Here is an 18,752-nt window from a genome sequence, read left to right as displayed (position 1 = left end):
CTTGGCATATTCACCGTTTTATATCACCCCAGAAGAATTGGCGGTTTATCAAGAAGCACAAGAGCAAGAGATTCTCAAAGGGGACAATTTAACAACATGGCATAAGTATGATGTAGAAGAGCCATTTCGCTACCATTACAAGTTAACGGCTTTGCCATTTATGAGCTTCTTATTTGTAATTGTATTTTTGACACACTCAAGTGATACGCTTGTCGTGACCTTTTTTGGCCTTATCTTGTCAGTAATGATGGCCGGGATCTTTTATCTTACGATTGGCCTCGACTATCGCTATGACTATATCTTTTCTGACAAAGGCTTTGTGATGAAGAAGCGTCGCAACATGCCTAAGTGGGCGAATACCGCCACACAAGCCGTTGGCTGGATCGGTGCGGTAGTTTGCGTTTTGATGGTAGCGGTAGTTGGCCCGATGGCGTTAGCTGGAGCGGGCGCTCTTATTTTATTCTCATTTGGTATGTTAAAACGCAAGCCCGATGAACCAACAGAAGTGAGAATTGGAGAGCGTGAAGATTGGTTGTTTGCCGACTACAACAAAAAGCGCAAAGTGATCCAGTTCTACTTTAAGCACGATAAGTGTGAATATATCGATATGGAACACAACACTATTGTCCGTTCACATAGTAGATCTGATTGCTACGTATTTTTCAAAACTGAAACGGACTTAGAATCGATGGTCAATCAGCTAGCCACGGAATATAAGCTTGACTGTACAGAAGTCGCCGACCACAAAAAGCTATTTGAAGCTAAGCCAGAGGCTAGACTGTTTGGTACGCCAGTTTGTTATAAAGAATATCAAACCGATGAGGTATTTGATTTAAGGGCGTCAAATGCCCCGCTCCCAGAGCGAGAGTACCTATATAACGGCAAGTGGCAAACCGAGTCTGAAATCGAACAATCAAAATCTGAACTAACGGCAGCCAAGGTATAAACCTTGGCTTGTTTACCTTTTTACATCCCCCCATGAAAAGCTTTAGGTTTACTCTGATGTACAAAAAGAAAAATTGGTTCAGATAACGAATTTTTAACTCGAGGATAGGATAGTAAGCCCGAACCTTTCTATCCTCAACTAAACACCCATTTTGCACTGAGTAAATAGTTACTCACCATGCCTGCCAATATGCCTAAGATCAAAGCCAAATAGACCATCACCCCTTGCGTTCCTAGCGCGAGCGTTACGCCTTTGAACACAATAAAGTTAGGCAAAGCACTGATAAAGGCACTCGCCATAAATTTTTGCCATTGAGCGAAAGGGTTGGTTTTTTCTGCTTGAGAGAAAGTCAGACAGCGATTGCCAAGCCAAGTCGTGGTTGCCGCAAACAAAAATGCAATCCCACGAGCCAGCATCAGCTCGAGACCAAACCAATGGAACAACACAGAAAAGATAAGGGTGTCGACCATAAAGCCGACACCACCTACTAGAGCAAACCTTGTTAACGAAGCAAACCTTTCCAGCGAAGTAAATTTTGGTAATTTGCGCATTCCGTTATCCAACCACACAGGTGTAGAGTGAGCGTTTCGATTTTGCTGTGAACTCGTTGGTACAACTCAACGCATTTTCATGAATCATGCTATCCACTTGCTGCGATTTACCAATCAGGTGGAATTTCTTCAGATTGTTTAAGTCATTCTTATCTTCAAGCTTTTTCGCATGACCATGACTATAGAACTGGCCTGAGAACGGGCGCTTACCAATATAAAAGACCGGAGCGTTGTCATTAATTTGCGCGAAGATGATGCGGTCGCTGCGACTGTCTGCTTTGCCCATATTCAAAACCAACATCGCAATCATAAGCAGGGCTGGCAACACCGCTGCCGTTCCGGTCAGCCATTTGAAATCGTGTTTATCCACCAGCATTGCAATCAAGATCCCCAATGCAGGCACACCCGGTAGTACGTAAGCAGGCAAAATATTCCCAGCCATGGTGAACAAGATCATTGGTGAAATCAGCCAACACATCAGGAAGCTAAACAAACCTTGATGATCGGTTTCAATGGCTTTGAGCACCGTACGACGTTTCCACGCCAAGATAGGCAATACGATTGACCAAGGCGCAGCCGATTGTAGCCAGAATACCCAGATCATCCCACGTGGTTGATCATGAGCAGAGCCATACAGGTCCCCTTCCCAACCGCTGACAACAAAACGCTTAAAGTGCTCGCCAACAATGAAGTAATCAATAAATCCAGGCGTCGCCATTTCAGCCATGATGTACCACGGTAGAGCAATCGCCAGCATGAGCGCCAACCCCGACACAATTGGAAAACGCTGCCACAAGGCTTTGAAGGCACCGAAGAAACCATGCTGAATCACGAGCCAAGGAAACACTGCGATACCCATAATCACGATCGCCACTGGACCTTTTGCTAACAGCCCGCAAGCCAAGCCAAAGAAACCGAGGTAACACCATAATCGGCTGTGTTTGTCTTTGCCAAGCCAGCAATAGTAAAAACCAACCATCGCCATCGTCATGGCCAACGTCAGTGCCATGTCGGTCATCACCGCACCCGCCGCAATTGAAAAGATGCCACACGTCGCCAGTACCAACGCTGCGATGCCAGCATTAAAGCCAGCGCGATACGCCATGAAAGCAACAAAAACAATCGTCGCAACACCCGCCAACCAATGAGGCGCGCGCACTGCAAATTCATTCAATCCAAACAGCTCAATGCCGTAAGCACTCATCCAAGTGAACAGGGGTGGCTTCCCCCAGAAAGGCACGCCGTAATCAAACTGTGGGGTAAGCCAATTGCCGGTTTCCACCATTAAGCGCGCCATTTCGCCGTAGCGGGCTTCCGTGGTGTCCATCAAAGGGTAAGCGGCAAGTGAAATAAGACGGAGTAAAAGAGCAAACGCCAACAACAACCACAGATGGGTTTTATTAATACTCATGATTACGCGGTTTCTCCCAGTTTAAACTTCATGGTTTGGATGGATTGATGTTTTGCAGGCTGCTCGTAAACAGACTGAACAAGATAAAGAGGGCGTTGCTTGGTCTCGACAAAAATGCGGCCAATGTATTCGCCCAAAAGGCCAATCGACAGCAGTTGCACACCGCCCAAGGCAAGTTGGACGACCATCATGGATGGGTAGCCAGTGACAGGCTCACCAAACACAACAGTTTTCATCACTATGAATGCGCCATAGATAAAGGCACTGAACGCCACCAATGCACCGGCAAGTGTCGCTAAACGCAAAGGACGAATGGAAAACGAGGTGATGCCGTCCATTGCAAGGCCAATCAGCTTGAGGTAGTTCCATTTGGTTTCACCACAGAAACGAGCGTCACGCTCAAACTGAACCGTCACTTGCTTGAAACCCGGCCAAGAAAAGATGCCTTTCATGTATCGGTTACGCTCTGGCAACGCATTGATGTGTTTAACCACTTTTGCGCTCAGTAGACGGAAATCGCCCACGTTCTCAGGCACATCCAATTTCGCCATGCTGTTAAGCACTTTGTAAAAGCAAGCGGCCGAGAAGCGTTTGAACCAAGTTTCACCGTGGCGCTCGCTGCGCTGCATGTTCACCACGTCATACCCTTCACGCCATTTTGATACCATTTGCGGGATCAACTCAGGCGGGTCTTGCAAGTCGGCATCAATCACGATCACCGCTTCACCTTGACAGTGTTCCAGACCCGCACTCATGGCGGACTCTTTGCCGAAGTTACGGCTTAGTGCAATACAACGAACGTCGCTAGAAGATTGAGAAAAGTTTTGCGCGATCATTAGGCTCTCGTCTTTGCTGCCGTCGTCCACATAAACGATTTCACAGCGTTCTGGCATTTCATCCAAAACGGCGGCTAAACGACGATGAAATTCAGGTAAGACTTCTTGCTCGTTAAAGAATGGCACCACAACAGACAAAACTGTTTTAGGCTCAGTGTGTTGGCTCACCTTTGAAAAGGTTGCAGCGTGAATGTTGAAGGTTGACATGCTACTCTTCCACTAAATCCGATGAATGAATCCAGTCTACAAACATCAACGTGAAAGAGATGTTATTGACATCTTTTTCACGTCCTTAGTGAATAATGTTCGGTTAAGACGAAGTCTTATTTTCGAACACCTGCCCACTTGGAGAGAAATACATGAAACGCGTACTTTTAGTCGAAGATAATCGAGAAATTGCAGGCATGCTGTTCGATTATTTTGAGTGTGCAGGTATGGAACTCGATTATGCAGACAACGGCGAACTCGGCCTGAAACTAGCGATGGAAAACACCTTCGACATCATCTTGCTCGATCTCATGCTGCCACGCATGGATGGCCTGACCATGTGTAATAAACTTCGCGACGCGGGCAACAACACACCGGTACTTATGCTGACGGCGCTCGATAGCCGTGACGATATGCTCAAAGGCTTCCAACACGGTGCGGATGACTATCTGACCAAACCTTTCGATCTGGATATTCTTGAAGCGCGCATGATGGCACTGATCCGCCGTTACCGTGGCACTGTCGCATCGAGCAAGTTGGAATACGGTGAAGTGTCTATCGACCAAAAAACGCGTAAAGCTTACCGCCAAGATAAACTGCTGGCGCTAAACCCCACCACTTACACCATTCTGGAAATGCTTGTAAAAAGCGCGCCAGATGTAGTGACACGTGAAGAAATCGCCTTCCAACTTTGGCAAGAGAACGAGCCAAACAACGACGTTCTGCGCAGCCACATTTACCAACTTCGCAACCAACTTGATAAGCCATTTGAACAACATGTGCTTATCACCGTGCCGAAAGTTGGCTTCCGCTTGGAGACAGGTGCATGATCAATCGCTTACTTGCTAGCACGCAAAGCACACAAAGTATGACAGGGCGACTCGCTCTGTTTTTCTCTTTTGTGTCGGTCGTGATTGGCATCTTCTGCTTTTTGTTGATTACCGGCTCCCTGCTTTGGTCTGAAGACCGCGTGGGCGAGCGTCGTATTATGGTCGACAAAAAAGAAGCGATTGAACATTTCCAGTCCCACCCAGAGCAAGGCAGTATTCAGCTTGACCTGCTCACCACTGCATACAACGACATCTCATTGGTTGCCGAGCGCTACCAAAAATACCTGATTGGTCAAAAGCACTTTCTTGATGAAGTAGAAGACGGTGAATACTCGCGCATGGTTTACATGAGTACTTACACCTACAAAGGCGTTGAACATCCTGTGATCCTGGTTTCCTTGATTGATGAAATCGAGATCACCTCAGAGGAATTCATTCTCGTCGTCGCTATGGTGCTGTCCATTGTCGCCGTGCTGGTGTTCCTGTTTGGTAGCCTGCTACTGCGCTTATCACAACGCTTGATTGAACCCGTCAATGCGCTCAAAACTCAACTCGACCATCACCAAGGAGATGCCACGCAAACTTTTAGTGTGCCTGAGGGCTCGGCCAAAGAGTTCCAAACCCTCGCGGATGAGTTGAATGAGTATCGCCACAAAATCAACCAAGTCATCAAGCGTGAGCAAGCCTTTGCACGATACGCAAGCCATGAACTGCGTACACCGTTAACCGTAATGAAAGGCTCAAGCAGCTTACTGGCGAGAAGTGCGAACACGGATTTCCAGACCCGACAAGTGAACCGAATCCAGGATGCAACGCAGCAGATGTCGACCATGGTAGATGCCCTACTCGGCTTAGTGCGTTACGAGCGTAATGCAGATGATTCACCAGTACGAAGCATCACCGAAGAAGAACTCAACCAAATCATCTTCCAAAGCCAAGCTCAGGCGGATGAGAAAGCACTCAACTTTGATGTACAGATAGACGGTAACCCAAGAACGCGCGCGACCAATGCCGTGCTAACCATTATTCTTGGCAACCTGATTCGCAACGGCATCGCCGCGACACCATCGGGATCAATTCATATCAACATGGATGAGAACACCATCTCGGTGCGTGATGAAGGTGAAGGCTTTTCGACCATTCCGCACTCTGATGGGCACGGATTAGGTTTGATGATTGTGGATGATTTGTGCCAACGCTATGGCTGGCAATTTAAGATTGGTACACATCCAGAGGGTGGTTGTGAAGCAGTAATTAACCTCGCAACAGAACATCAGGAATAACCGAAATGGAAGTCCTGAAACCCAGACTTTTTATCTGGGTTTAATGGCGTTACACTACGCGCCCTTTATAAATGGCAAAGGTGACACGGTTTATTCCGTCAGCATCGACATGAAACTCTCAGAAAGTCCTATCACCCAACATAGCTTTAATGGGCGCAAATTTTTCCTTAAACGTGACGACATGCTCCACTCCCACTTTTCTGGGAACAAAGCACGTAAGTTTATGACGTTAATGGAAGAGCAAAATCCCGACATCACCACGTTAATAAGCTTTGGCTCCGCTCAATCTAATGCCATGTACTCGCTAGCGGCTCTCACCCAGATTAAAGGTTGGGCATTTGAGTTTTATGTTCATCACATTCCATCTTGGCTAAAAAGCTCCCCCATCGGAAACTATCGCGGCGCTCTCGATTTGGGTATGAAAATCACCGCCATGCAAGACATCGGTAGCGAACTCCACCCTAGTGAATACATCCACCAGGTACGAAGATTAGATGAATCGACATTGCTTATTCCAGAAGGTGGACGTTCCCACCTCGCTGAAGCTGGCATCAAACAGTTAGCACGAGAAATTCTTGATTGGACGCGATTGAGAGGTAAAGAGCAGTTTGCGGTCGCCCTGCCATCAGGCACTGGCACGACGTCTTTATATCTTCATAAACATTTAAGTCCACACGGCATTGAAGTGCTAACTTGCCCTTGCGTAGGCGATGCAGATTACTTAACTGAGCAGTTCAACCAGCTCGGTGAAAACAGCCACCCAACCATTTTAACCATCCGCAACAAACACCATTTTGGTCGCTTATACGAAGAAGATTACATCACATGGAAAGCACTCTTTGAGCAAACCGACCTCGAATTTGACCTGTTATACGACCCGTATATGTGGCAATGCCTAACACCTTGGTTCGAAGAGAACACAGATAAAACGGTGATTTACATTCACCAAGGCGGGTTACTTGGCAACGAGTCGATGTTGCCAAGATATCAACGAGAATTTGAATAGCGTGTTCAGATAAAGTTGTTGTTGATTCCAGTGATTACACTATTTGATGAGCGCCAGAATTTCTTTGAATTCAGGTGCTCGGCAATCTTCGACCATTTCATACAAACACATTTCTAGCCCAGTGAGCACCACACCGTTAGCGGTTAGCTTCGCAAGAGCGAGCGCTTTATTGGCAGCGGTTCGGGAAGATACACAATCCGTGACTAATTCAACGCGATAACCGGACTGACGCAGAGAAACCGCGGTTTGATAGACGCAAATGTGGGATTCAATACCGCAAACCAACCAGGTATCCACTTTTGCGTTCTCCACCGCGACGTTAAACGTCGCCTCTTTGCAGCCATCAAACGTGTACTTGGTAATAGGTAAATGCGTGCTTTCAAGCACTTCACGAATCGGCTCCGCGGTTGGGCCCAACCTTTCTGGATTCTGTTCTAGCCACAGAATAGGCAAATCTAGTGCTTTGGCACCCTTTACCAGTTTCGTGATATTTTCAATCAGTGCGTCGCTTTCATGCATTAATGTAGCGAGTTTGCCCTGAACATCCACCACAATCAGGCCCGTGTTTCCTTTCGATAACATTTCCATCTCCTATATTGCGTGACCACAAACCATACTCAACAAGTTGAGCAATAATTAATGTATCAGAACCCTTTCATGTTAGAGCAATAAAACCTAGAAAGATGACCTTCGCTCACACATTTTCCCTTAGGTAAGGGTGGTTTGAACTGACTATTTAAATTTCTCTCGAATTAGCTCAATCAAGGCTTTGACTTTATTGGGCAGAAATAAGGCCGAGGGATAAATCAGAGTAAGATGCTGCTTCGGATGCGCAAATTGAGGCAGCACCTCGACCAACAAACCGTCTCTCAGTGCAGGCTTGGAATGAATTTGAGGAATAAACGCGATGCCGTTTCCTGCTATCGCCATCGAGCGCAGCAAGTTGAGGTCATCCGAGCGCAACGCCACATGCAGATCTGAATCGAGCAAATCGGCATTGTAACGATTAGTTAAAAGGCGATGCTGCTTAAGATCTTCCACCGTTTTTACTGGCGGATGCGATTCTAGATAGGCTTTTGACGCAACAAAGTGACTACGATAAGGCAAAAGACTGAACTGCACATAGCTGTCATCGGTGACTTTGACCACGCTCGGAAGAAGCTGTAAATCAAACGATTGACGCTTGAGATCGACACTCTCTTGATGGTTTTCAATCTCGACCGAAATCTCCGGATACCGCGTTGTGTACTCGGTGATGATCGCGTTAAACGCGGCAGAGCTCATCAATGCAGAAGGAATGGCTAAACGTACCTTGCCCGTCAGCTCTTGTTGATATTCGTGCATGGCATTTAAACCTTGCTGAATATGGTCAATAGGCTGCCCCACCAACTCAAGCAAGCGTTTCCCGTGCTCCGTCAACTCAATGCTGCGTGTTGTGCGAATCAAAAGCTGTACCCCGAGCGATTTCTCTAATTCTTGCAGGCGACGACTCACTTTTGAGCGTTGTAGTTGATTCGCCTCTGCCGCTGCACTTATACCGCCGTGAACCACCGTCTGAGTGAATAGGTAAATATCATCAAAACTAACGTTCATTGTCCTATTTTTAGGTCATTTATGTTCGTATTATCATTCTACTGAATTGTGAGTGACTTCTCTATAATCCGCTATCCAATATGTTTAACGGAACTTGTAATGACGGCTGACCAAAAATTCAAACACTGGATGCGAACTTTGATTGTCCTGTTCATCGTACTATTTTTGTACATTATCATTGCTGACCGCCACGCCCCCTTTACGACCGAAGGACGAGTACAAGGATACGTTGTCCAAGTCGCACCCGAGGTATCTGGTAAAGTGACCGACGTTCTCATCGAGAATAACCAGTCCGTTCAAAAAGGCGATGTGTTGTTTACGATTGATGATCGTAAATACAAGATAGCACTTGAACAGGCGGAGCTGTCTCTGCAATCCGCTTATGAAAAAGAAGCAACACTGTATTCTCAACGCGAAGCCGCTCTTGCCAATATTGCCCGCGCACGAGCGACATTTGATAATGCACACCGCGAGTACAACCGCTTACTGACACTATCGAAGCAGAAAGTCATCTCTCAATCGACACTCGATAATGCCTTTGCCCAAAATCAGGTATCACGTGCAGCGCTTAAAGCGGAACGACAAAACTTAAAAGTCATTGAGGCGCAATTAGGCGATCAAAAAGGTCAAAGCACCGCCGTTCGAATTGCCAAAAATGGCATCGAAAAGGCGCAACTTGATTTGGCAAATACCGCGGTACTCGCTCCCAGTGATGGTGTCGTGACCAACCTGCAACTAGAAGTTGGCACGATGGCAAACACCAACATGCCATTGCTGACATTTGTACCAACAGGATCACTTTGGGTAGCCGCTGATTTTCGTGAAAAATCCGTCGCGAACGTAGACAAGACTTTCCACGCCTTGGTCACATTTGATGCCAACCCAGGTTCAGTGTACGACTTTGATTTAGCTAGCCGCGATTACGGTGTAGCAGCCGCACAACAAACGCCTAATGGCGCACTAACCAAAGTAGAAGTGAACAACCGCTGGGTACGTGATGCGCAGCGTACACGAGTGAACCTAACCAGCAGCGAAGAGTTACCACCAGCACTGTTTGTCGGCTCTCGCGCTACCATTGTTTTGTACCCAGACAACAGCATTTTCTGGCAGTTGATGGCGCAAGCACAGATTCACCTCGCAAGCTGGTTCCACTTCATTTACTAGGCGGCGACAATGAAAACCTTACGAATTTGGTTCGGCTGCTCTTTAGGGCTCGCGCTAAGCATGATCTTCGGTTGGTCTTACGGATTTTTTGCCATCATGATGCCGCTGTTTATATTGGGCAGAATGGACAACTTTAATCTTTCGGCTTTATTGATCGTGTTTTTCTCTGCGGTGTGGACAACCATACAAGCCACATTTTTGCTGGAATACTTGCAGTTTCATCCAACATTAATGACCGTAGCCGTCGGAATCATGATGCTGTTCAAGTGCATTGCAATGATGAACCAGAAAACCTATTTGTTTGGTTACATGGGGCTGTTAGTGGGTTCAATTGTGTTGAATTTTGCCAGCTATAACTTCATGGATATTGAAGAGTTCAATGTCAACATGTGGGTGATGGCGTTCAGCAATATTTTTGTTTGCGTATTCGCGTATTGGTTGTTCCCGGAGCCAAAATCCCCCGCCGAGCACATTGAGATGTCGACCCCAGTGAAAAGCGATATTGACTACATCAGCCAAGTTGCCATGGGTTGGGTAGTGGCGATGGCGGCGTTTATCGTATTCCAAGTAGCGGACTTATATGACTCGTTATCCGCACAAGCTTCCATTTTGATCATCCTAACCCCAATGACTTTAGCGGACTCGCTCGCCATGGCAAAAATTCGCATCATCGGCACCGCACTAGGCTGCATCGCAGGGATGGCTGTTCAGCTGATATTGGGCAGTTGGTATGGGCATGGGCTACTCTTTTGGCTCGCCTTTACCATTGCAATGGGGCCATCCTGCTTGTGGCTCACAAAGGGGCAAATTAAAGCGGCTATCGCGTTTTCTGCCATGTCTGCCCTATCGGTTCCGCTGACGACTTCATTGGTGCCAGAACAAAAAGACGCGTTCTTTTCGATCTTGTACCGTTTCAGCTCGATTTTCGTTGCGGTTCTGCTCACCGCGATGGTGATGTGGGTGGTGCATCACTGGATTCGTGTGATGTTGCTAAAGCATCCTGAGATTAAGAACGTGGAGTTGAATTAAATCTGGCCGAGGCTGGAAACGGGAAATGTATGCCGCTCACTTTACTGTGAGCGGCATTTTTATTTAAAACGGTCGCCCTGAACATCGAGGAACGAGCGTGGTTCAGGATCGACTCACCGAGTGCTGTGAAGTTCTAAGGTTATCGCCATTTCCTAGCGAGCTGTAACCCGATTCCTAGTCTCGTTTAAACTCGCTAGAATGACCCTCTCTTGGAGCTGCTCCAATACCTAGGGTTGTGGCGAGCGATGTATATTCCAACACCCGTCATCCTGAACAGCGAGGGACGAGGTGATTCAGGAGCTACCCACCGAGTGCTTTGAGGTTCGTAGACTATCGCTATTTCCCAGCGAGTTGTAATCAGATTCCTAGTCTCGTCTAGACTCGCTGGAATGACGCTATCTTGAAACTGCTCTAATACCTAGGGTTGTGGCGAGCAATATATCTTCCAACATCCGTCATCCTGAACAGCGAGGGACGAAGTGATTCAGAATCTACTAATCACGTGCTTTGAAGTGCGAAAGTTCTCGTCATTTACCAGCGAGCTGTTATCAGATTCCTAGTCTCGTTTAAACTCGCTGGAATGACGCTATCTTGAAACTGCTCTAATAACTAGGGTTGTGGCGAGCAATATACTTCCAACATCCGTCATCCTGAACAACGAGGGACGAGGTGATTCAGGATCTACCCACCGAGTGCTTTGAAGTGCGAAAGTTATCGTCATTTCCTAGCGAGCAGTAATCAGATTCCTAGTCTCGTCTAGACTCGCTGGAATGACCCTCTCTTGGAGCAGATCCAATACCTAGGGTTGTGGCGAGCAATGTATCTTCCAACATCCGTCATCCTGAACAGCGAGGGACGAGCGTGATTCAGGATCTACCCACCGAGTGCTTTGAAGTGCGGAAGTTATCGCTATTTCCTAGCGAGCAGTAAACCGACTCCTAGTCTCATTTAAACTCGCTAGAATGACCCTAATTTTAGTTCATGGTGCGGAGCCTAAGTATTAACATCAACCCACCAACTCTTTACGAATGATCTCCGCACCCGCACTTAACGCATTGAGCTTAGCGGTCGATACTTCACGAGACAAAGGTGCCATACCACAGTTGGTACATGGGTAAAGCTTGTCGGCATCAACGTACTTCAACGCCTCTCGCAATGTGTTCGCTACTTCTTGTGGCGTTTCAATTTCGTTGGTAGCGACGTCAATCGCACCAACCATCACCTTCTTACCGCGAATCAACTCAAGTAACTCAATAGGCACTCGTGAGTTATGACACTCAAGCGAGATAATATCAATATTACACTTCTGCAGCTTCGGGAATACTTCTTCGTATTGTCGCCATTCAGTGCCTAGCGTTTGCTTCCAATCCGTGTTCGCTTTGATGCCGTAGCCATAGCAGATATGCACCGCCGTTTCACATTTCAGCCCTTCAATCGCACGCTCTAAACACGCAATGCCCCACTCGTTCACATCATCGAAAAACACATTGAACGCAGGTTCATCAAACTGAATGATGTCGACACCTGCAGCTTCAAGCTCTTTCGCTTCTTGATTGAGAATCTTCGCAAATTCCCAAGCCAGCTTTTCACGGCTACCGTAATGATCATCATAAAGTGTGTCGATCATCGTCATAGGGCCTGGCAGCGCCCACTTTATAGGTTGCTTAGTTTGCTGACGTAAGAACTTGGCATCTTCAACAAACACGGGCTTTGTGCGGCTTACTGGGCCAACCACCGTCGGAACACTTGCTTCATAACGGTTGCGAATGGTCACCGTTTTACGGTTTTCAAAATCTACGCCGCTTAAATGCTCAATAAAGGTCGTCACAAAATGTTGCCGAGTTTGCTCTCCATCACTGACGATATCAACGCCTGCCAATTCTTGCTCTTGCAAAGCGACGCGTAGCGCATCGCGTTTGCCATCAATCAGTTCTTCACCTTGCAGTTTCCACGGTGACCAAAGTTTTTCTGGTTCGGCCAGCCAAGAAGGTTTCGGTAAGCTGCCAGCCGTTGAAGTCGGTAATAGTGTTTTCATCGTCATTCCTTTCTAGATTCTCGTTATCGATTACGCGTAGCTTGCAGACCATTGTTCAAGCACAGATTGATAGGGTTTGATGAAATGCTCCTCGGCAAATTTCCCTTGTTCAACTGCCAGTTGGCTGCGCTCTTCTCGGTCGTAAACGATTTGAGTTAGCGAGTGGTCTAGGTTTTTTAGGTTTGGCTGGTAGCAATTACCGGCAACCGCGTTGGCATTGTAAATCTCAGGTCGGTAAATCTTTTGGAATGTCTCCATCGTGCTAATCGTACTGATAAGCTCTAGGTTTGAATAATCGTTCAACAAGTCACCGAAGAAGTAGAATGCCAATGGTGCAACACTGTTTGGCGGCATAAAGTAGCGCACCTGTAAGCCCATCTTTTTGAAGTACTGCTCCGTCAACGAAGATTCGTTCGGCTGATATTCAAAGCCCAAAACAGGATGTTGGTTTTCAGTACGTCGGTATACTTTGTTGTCCGATACGCTCAGACAAATCACTGGCAGCTTTTTGAAATGCTGTTTGTAAGACTCAGAATTAACGAAAGCTTTGAACAGTTTGCCATGCAAGTCACCGAAGTTCGCTGGGATGCTGAACTGTGGCTGGTTTTTGTTGTGGTCCAACAGCAAAACGCTAAAGTCGTAATCACGCACGTATGAAGAGAAGTTGTTGCCCACAATGCCTTCGATGCGCTCGTTAGTGTTGTGATCAACAATGTTAGTTTTGAGCACTTCAATCGATGGGAATGCTTCTCCACTACCTTGGATATCCATATCAACAGAGATGATTTCAAGTTCAACTGAGTAGCGGTCACCTTGCGCGTTATCCCAATATGCCAACGCATTAAAACGATTGTCGATCATTCGGAGTGCATTACGCAGATTATCTCGGCGGTAGTTTCCGCGAGCCAGATTAGCAAAATTGGTAGTGATTCGCGTGTTGTCTGATGGTTGGTAATTCTCATCAAAGCGAATGCTTTTGATAGCAAATGTGAAATCGTTATTCATCGTGAGTTGGTATCCTATTTCCTTAGATAAAGCAGACTTTTCCTAACTCTGTGCATGGGGACATTTTTTGTTTTTTGGTTTTCCCAATCGTTAGGTTGCACAGCACTTACGACGAACGGTTAGTACAAAAATGACCGTCGCAGTGCCTAACACCAGAGCAGTCCTTTTTTTATACTTGCTTCACGAGTTGAGTAATATTGGTATTGTTTCACATTGAACATGAAGGAAATTCATAGTGGGAGTTCCAACCCTGAGAGAGTTATCGTAGATACTGTTTTTCATTGACACCAATACACGTAACTTGGCGAGCATATTGCCAATATGTGTAATTAAGAAACTGATAAGGGATTAGCAGTACGTAAACCAGTTTTAAGCCGAGAAAACGCATTGTATAAACAAGACGCCAACTGGAATATAGGACAGCGTAACTTAAATAGCACGTTTCACATCCCATCGTTTATTCAAGCATTCGTTTAATTAGAAGTACGTTACATTTTATATTCTCGAAATATGATTATTTAATTATCTTATTTATTTCTTTTTCTATCTTTGCCATCTTAAACGTAAAGTTTAATTTCCTGCTGTAAAAGCACATATAACTTCATACACGAACATGGCAACTTCATTGACGGACTTTATCACTCAACTATTACATCAAGTTCTAAAAAACCAATAACAAAAAAACATAAATCACTGTTTTAATTTGAATTAAACCCATAAACCCGAGATAACCACATAACGATACTTTACTTAGCTTGGTATAACAAAAACCCTAAAAATAACATGGCTAACATTTATAAAATTCACTTTTATCAATAAAAAAGCTCAATATAACATTAGAAGATTAAAATTAAGCAATAACTTAAAAAGACAAGGCTTAATAACCAAATTCTTATTTGTTATAGTTGAGAGGTGAATTTAAAAACTATGAGACATTAATCCCACGAATCTATCCTTTTTCTTTTTTTAATAAAAAACAAGATGCACTATTTCACCGCTCATTTATTGAGCTTGAATTTATAACCTGTCCATAATTATAAAGTGCCCATCAAGATGGTTTAAAACAAAAGTCTTTATGGGCTGACTAATAGGAAACAATAATGGAAAAACAGCATCTTTCCGCGAGTATTATCGCACTCGCTTTACTTGGTTCTTTAGCACCAGCACATGCTGAAGATACATTAAAATCTTACACTTCGACGTTGCTTCAGCTTGATGATGGTGATGCACGCTCGAAAAAAATCCGCTTAATTTATTCTTTAGAAAATGTCTGGAACCAATCTTTGCTACCAAATGGCGCTAAAGAAGCCAAGTTGATCCTAAATGGCGGTTCTGGCTTCGACATGACTAATGTTCCAAACAAAGAACAAATCTATGGTTTTGCTACTGGGGGAGATTACCGTTACACCGTTCCAACGGCTTTTAAGCTGGCACTGAGCTATTTAAATGGCGCCCCTTTACGCCACATGAGCCATGCTCCAGAAAACACCATTGCAACGGCATCTGTCAGTGAGTCTCTAGATTTTAACCTTGGATTCAGTGCTTCTACTTCTCCAAATATTAGTGGGGGAATCTCCTGGAGCAACCGTGTAACGTACGACCAGCCAGAGTTTCAAACGGTTGCCGATTTTAACCAAGCTAACGAAAGCATTAAATGGTTAATTGAAAACAAGACTATCCGCCATAATACGCCAGCTAAAGACTGGTTATTGTATCGTTGGACCAGTTGTGACATGGGTAATTTGATTGATTACAATGAGTTACCTGTTGTTATGCGTTCAGACTTTAAACCACAAGTCGGCGTCGTATATAGAAAAAATGACATTCAAGATGGCCTAGATACATCAGAGGTCAAGCTGGTTGCTGGTTGGCGAAAAACCAATTACTACTTTGGTCGCGACTGGTGTAGCTGGTATACCACTCCAGAAAATACCTGGAAGAAAAATCGCGATAGCAGTCAATGGACAGAGACTAGCCGAGCCGTAACTATCTCTTGGAATGACGATCTCTACCACTAACTTATTAGCCTGCGGCCACGGAATAAATAAGTGGCCGCCGTATTTACTAATGAAATAAACGGTAAGACATGACACATGACAAGTAACAAAAAACTCTTGACTGGATCGGTGCTAGCACTTGGTGCAGTACTCGCCATATTTCTGATTAATTCAAATAACAAGAATGCCCTGACCGAACCTGTTGCAAGCCTTGATGAGCAAATCAAGACAGAAGACGCTGCGACAATAAGTGTACCGCCTCCTGAGAGCGATGCTGCTCAAGAGGTTGTTACCGCTCCAACACCACAAAGTAGCAATGATGATACTTCCGACGTCATTCCAGCTACACCTTGGATATCTGCCCCATTAAATGAACTGAGCAATGAACTGTACGATTTTATTGAAGCTGAACAGGTAAGTTACATCAGTACAACCGACTATCCATTCGACGAGAAAAAGCAAAAACAATTGCGAACATTAGCTAAGCAAGGGGGTCCTATCTTGTTTGACAATACGGAGTCATCCTATTTGGATAGCTACGGTGTCAGCGAAACCAAAGTCGTATCAGAGTATTTTGGTACGGCGTCTGAAGGTGATGTCATCATCGCTACCGGAGTACAGAACGCAGATGGCAGCATTCATTATCTAGTTTTGCCTTTGAAGAGCAAAGATCTCAACGATAACAGTAAATTGATTGAGGACACTAAGCTCGCAATCACTCTACTTAAAGAACAAAAGCATGACTTGAAAAAAGAGAGACAAAACGAACATCGCGAATAAAAAGTAAAGGGAGATAGCCTCTGTATCGCTATTTCCCTTAAAACTCAGTTCTCAATTAAGAAAAGCTCATTTCTCCCTACTTACCGGCACCCTATCCGAAATTACCTTGCCGTCTTTGATGGTGATGATGCGTTTAGTGCGCTCTGCCAGAGCGTTATCGTGCGTCACGATGATTAAGGTTCTACCTTCGGCGTGGAGTTGGTTGAACAGAGCTTCGATCTCAGCACCAGATTTTGAATCGAGCGCGCCGGTTGGCTCGTCAGCTAGGATGATTTGAGGGTCGTTGACCAAGGCTCTTGCAATCGCAACTCTCTGCTTTTGACCACCAGAAAGCTGGTTTGGTTTATGGTCTAAACGATCCCCTAGCCCGACTTGCTCTAGCAATTTAGCTGCGCGCTGGCGACGTTCTTTGGCTTTGATGCCAGAGTAAACCAACGGCAGTGCCACGTTATCAAGCGCCGTCGCGTATTCCAATAAGTTAAAGCTTTGGAAGACAAACCCGATCTTTTGGTTACGAATGCCAGCCAACTCATTCGCACTTAAACTTGCTACGTTTTGGCCGCCAAGTTGGTACTCGCCATCGGTGGGCTTATCTAAACAGCCGAGCATGTTCATTAGCGTTGATTTACCCGAGCCAGACGGGCCAAGAATCGAAAGAAACTCACCTTGATTGATGGTTAAGTCTACGCCGTCGAGCGCACGTACTTCCGCCTCTCCGCTTGAGTAGTATTTGCAGATGTTGGTTAGCTCAACAAGCGGCTGGTTCGACATGTTCTCTCCAGAGTTATTGTTGTTATTCACTTTGTAGCGCCTCCAATGGGCTGACTTTTGCGGCTCGGTTTGCAGGTAACCATGCAGATGCCACACCAATTATCACTAAGGTGAGGATGACAATCGCGACAACGACCCACGACAACTCAGGGACAGGTTTACCCAGTTGTTCATAAAAGGCATTGCCCTCTAAAGGAATGGAACTGATGGCAGACACCAGCGCGTACGTCACGGCTAAGCCAAGCGCGCCCCCCATCATCATTGTCAATAAAGACTGCACTAAATAGTGCATGCGAATGGCCGTTGGGGTTGCACCGACTGCCATGCGCACGCCGATATCACGCGTAGATCGCTTTACGGTGGCATACATCACATTGGCAATGCCGACGCCAGCAACAGCTAACGTCACGAAGCCGATAATGCCAAGAAAACTCTGCAAACCTATCAGAAACTGCTGCATACTCTTTTGCTTAAGGAACATATCATCGACTTGGACGATCTGCTCATCGCTGACACTTGCCCCGTGCTTACGGGCAATCACTTGCCTGATCGTCTTTGCTAAGGCTTCTCGGTCTACATCGGCTTGTGGTTGCACATTGATGCCACCAATTTCACCGTTGACATGAAATCGCTTCCACGTCGCTAACGGCACAAAGCTGGAATAGTTGATAAGATCCCCCAGTTCTATTTGAGCGCTGTTTTTCTCCAATACGCCCACAACGGAGAACTCCTCATTGCCGATTTTTACCTTTTTCCCCACAGGGTTGACTTGCAATGTGACTGTCGCAAACCAACTAAAGTCCTCATTCGGGTTGAATAAGTCGGCTGCCAGTTCATAACCCAGTACAACGACTTTGCGCGTCTCTTTTTGATCGAGTGGATTTAACCATCGCCCTCCCGCCATCGGCACCAAATTGGTCATGGATTGAAACTCGCTCGTGACCGCTAAGGGCTCTTGCCACGAGCTTCTGTCACCAACGGTGATGCGCTCTTTCCACTTCGCCGTTGGCGCAACACTTTTTACATCGGGTAACGCTCGAACGACCTCTGAATCGTCCATTTTTAATGTCAGAAATTTACCTTGGTGAAAAGCACCGTGGTCGACGGTGGCCATCCCTCCGGTCAAATAAATCAAGTTGCCGTTACCATTTTGTGCGGTTTTCAATACGCCCTGACGAATACCCTCACCTACCGCCAACATAGCAGCGATACAGAGGGTCGCCCACGCTACAGCCAGAATGGTCAAACCCAATCTCAGCTTTTCTGCAGCCATTTCTTGGAAAATTTGTCTCATCGGTAACAACATGA

Annotated in this window: 17 protein-coding genes; 8 read left to right on the top strand and 9 right to left on the bottom strand. The window is 45.9% G+C overall.

The genetic code is table 11. The annotated features are described in order from the left end of the window. Window position 1 precedes the first annotated feature (1 nt). Complete coding sequence (locus J4N40_RS05730; protein WP_064376494.1) at window positions 2-946, top strand: immunity protein TsiV2 protein; 945 nt, start codon at window positions 2-4, stop codon at window positions 944-946. 134 nt (window positions 947-1,080) lie between these two features. Here the strand turns inward: J4N40_RS05730 and J4N40_RS05725 are convergent, their stop codons facing one another. From J4N40_RS05725 to J4N40_RS05715, 3 genes are read right to left on the bottom strand one after another with little or no spacing between them, the layout of a single operon-like run. Further along, window positions 1,081-1,497 carry a GtrA family protein gene (locus tag J4N40_RS05725; protein ID WP_031781328.1) on the bottom strand — a complete coding sequence of 139 codons (417 nt, stop codon included), beginning with the start codon at window positions 1,495-1,497 and terminating at the stop codon, window positions 1,081-1,083. A 4-nt stretch (window positions 1,498-1,501) separates the two neighbouring features. Beyond that, window positions 1,502-2,908 (bottom strand): ArnT family glycosyltransferase, encoded by a 1,407-nt coding sequence (locus J4N40_RS05720; protein ID WP_064376495.1) that lies wholly within the window; start codon window positions 2,906-2,908, stop codon window positions 1,502-1,504. A gap of 2 nt (window positions 2,909-2,910) precedes the next feature. Next, window positions 2,911-3,951 carry a glycosyltransferase family 2 protein gene (locus J4N40_RS05715; RefSeq protein ID WP_017634706.1) on the bottom strand — a complete coding sequence of 347 codons (1,041 nt, stop codon included), beginning with the start codon at window positions 3,949-3,951 and terminating at the stop codon, window positions 2,911-2,913. 152 nt (window positions 3,952-4,103) lie between these two features. Between J4N40_RS05715 and J4N40_RS05710 the strand changes: the two genes are divergently transcribed. The 3 genes from J4N40_RS05710 (at window position 4,104) to J4N40_RS05700 (ending at window position 7,070) form a co-directional block, all read left to right on the top strand. After that, the gene (locus J4N40_RS05710; RefSeq protein ID WP_005389368.1) at window positions 4,104-4,781 is read left to right on the top strand and encodes a response regulator transcription factor; all 678 of its coding nucleotides are present in this window, start codon (window positions 4,104-4,106) and stop codon (window positions 4,779-4,781) included. Further along, window positions 4,778-6,064: a sensor histidine kinase gene (locus J4N40_RS05705; protein WP_250654417.1), complete on the top strand. Its 1,287-nt coding sequence runs from the start codon at window positions 4,778-4,780 to the stop codon at window positions 6,062-6,064. Before J4N40_RS05710 ends, J4N40_RS05705 begins: the two co-directional genes overlap by 4 nt. Before the next feature lie 109 nt (window positions 6,065-6,173). Further along, the gene (locus J4N40_RS05700; protein WP_165935361.1) at window positions 6,174-7,070 is read left to right on the top strand and encodes a 1-aminocyclopropane-1-carboxylate deaminase/D-cysteine desulfhydrase; all 897 of its coding nucleotides are present in this window, start codon (window positions 6,174-6,176) and stop codon (window positions 7,068-7,070) included. Window positions 7,071-7,109: 39 nt separating this feature from the next. On the opposite strand, the gene J4N40_RS05695 is transcribed toward J4N40_RS05700, so the two are convergent. Then, on the bottom strand, window positions 7,110-7,652 hold the full coding sequence (locus J4N40_RS05695) for a hydrolase (protein WP_025591497.1): 543 nt from the start codon (window positions 7,650-7,652) through the stop codon (window positions 7,110-7,112). 150 nt (window positions 7,653-7,802) lie between these two features. Further along, window positions 7,803-8,663, bottom strand: a complete 861-nt coding sequence (locus J4N40_RS05690) for a LysR family transcriptional regulator (RefSeq protein ID WP_140142252.1) — start codon at window positions 8,661-8,663, stop codon at window positions 7,803-7,805. A gap of 99 nt (window positions 8,664-8,762) precedes the next feature. On the opposite strand from J4N40_RS05690, the gene J4N40_RS05685 reads away from it, so the two are divergent. Both J4N40_RS05685 and J4N40_RS05680 read left to right on the top strand, forming a co-directional pair. Next, window positions 8,763-9,827 carry an HlyD family secretion protein gene (locus tag J4N40_RS05685; protein ID WP_250654416.1) on the top strand — a complete coding sequence of 355 codons (1,065 nt, stop codon included), beginning with the start codon at window positions 8,763-8,765 and terminating at the stop codon, window positions 9,825-9,827. Between the two features lie 9 nt (window positions 9,828-9,836). Further along, window positions 9,837-10,856, top strand: a complete 1,020-nt coding sequence (locus J4N40_RS05680) for a DUF2955 domain-containing protein (protein ID WP_250654415.1) — start codon at window positions 9,837-9,839, stop codon at window positions 10,854-10,856. 1,006 nt (window positions 10,857-11,862) lie between these two features. On the opposite strand, the gene J4N40_RS05675 is transcribed toward J4N40_RS05680, so the two are convergent. Together J4N40_RS05675 and J4N40_RS05670 are read right to left on the bottom strand one after the other, a co-directional pair. Continuing rightward, on the bottom strand, window positions 11,863-12,891 hold the full coding sequence (locus tag J4N40_RS05675; protein WP_250654414.1) for a methionine synthase: 1,029 nt from the start codon (window positions 12,889-12,891) through the stop codon (window positions 11,863-11,865). 30 nt (window positions 12,892-12,921) lie between these two features. Continuing rightward, window positions 12,922-13,896, bottom strand: coding sequence for a DUF1852 domain-containing protein (locus tag J4N40_RS05670; protein ID WP_250654413.1), 975 nt, complete (start codon window positions 13,894-13,896; stop codon window positions 12,922-12,924). 1,100 nt (window positions 13,897-14,996) lie between these two features. Here J4N40_RS05670 and J4N40_RS05665 point away from each other — a divergent pair. After that, window positions 14,997-15,914 carry a leukocidin family pore-forming toxin gene (locus tag J4N40_RS05665; RefSeq protein ID WP_250654412.1) on the top strand — a complete coding sequence of 306 codons (918 nt, stop codon included), beginning with the start codon at window positions 14,997-14,999 and terminating at the stop codon, window positions 15,912-15,914. A gap of 75 nt (window positions 15,915-15,989) precedes the next feature. Beyond that, a complete protein-coding gene (locus tag J4N40_RS05660) occupies window positions 15,990-16,673 on the top strand; it encodes a topoisomerase I (RefSeq protein WP_250654411.1) in 684 nt (227 codons plus the stop codon). 66 nt (window positions 16,674-16,739) lie between these two features. Here J4N40_RS05660 and J4N40_RS05655 read toward each other — a convergent pair whose 3' ends face one another. Beyond that, window positions 16,740-17,444 (bottom strand): ABC transporter ATP-binding protein, encoded by a 705-nt coding sequence (locus J4N40_RS05655; RefSeq protein ID WP_170890532.1) that lies wholly within the window; start codon window positions 17,442-17,444, stop codon window positions 16,740-16,742. A 22-nt stretch (window positions 17,445-17,466) separates the two neighbouring features. Then, the gene (locus J4N40_RS05650) at window positions 17,467-18,750 is read right to left on the bottom strand and encodes an ABC transporter permease (protein WP_250654410.1); all 1,284 of its coding nucleotides are present in this window, start codon (window positions 18,748-18,750) and stop codon (window positions 17,467-17,469) included. Window positions 18,751-18,752: the final 2 nt, after the last annotated feature.

This window comes from Vibrio sp. SCSIO 43097, assembly GCF_023650755.1.
In the GTDB taxonomy this organism is placed as follows: Bacteria; Pseudomonadota; Gammaproteobacteria; order Enterobacterales; family Vibrionaceae; genus Vibrio; species Vibrio alginolyticus.
This window is presented reverse-complemented; position numbering and strand designations above follow the sequence as displayed.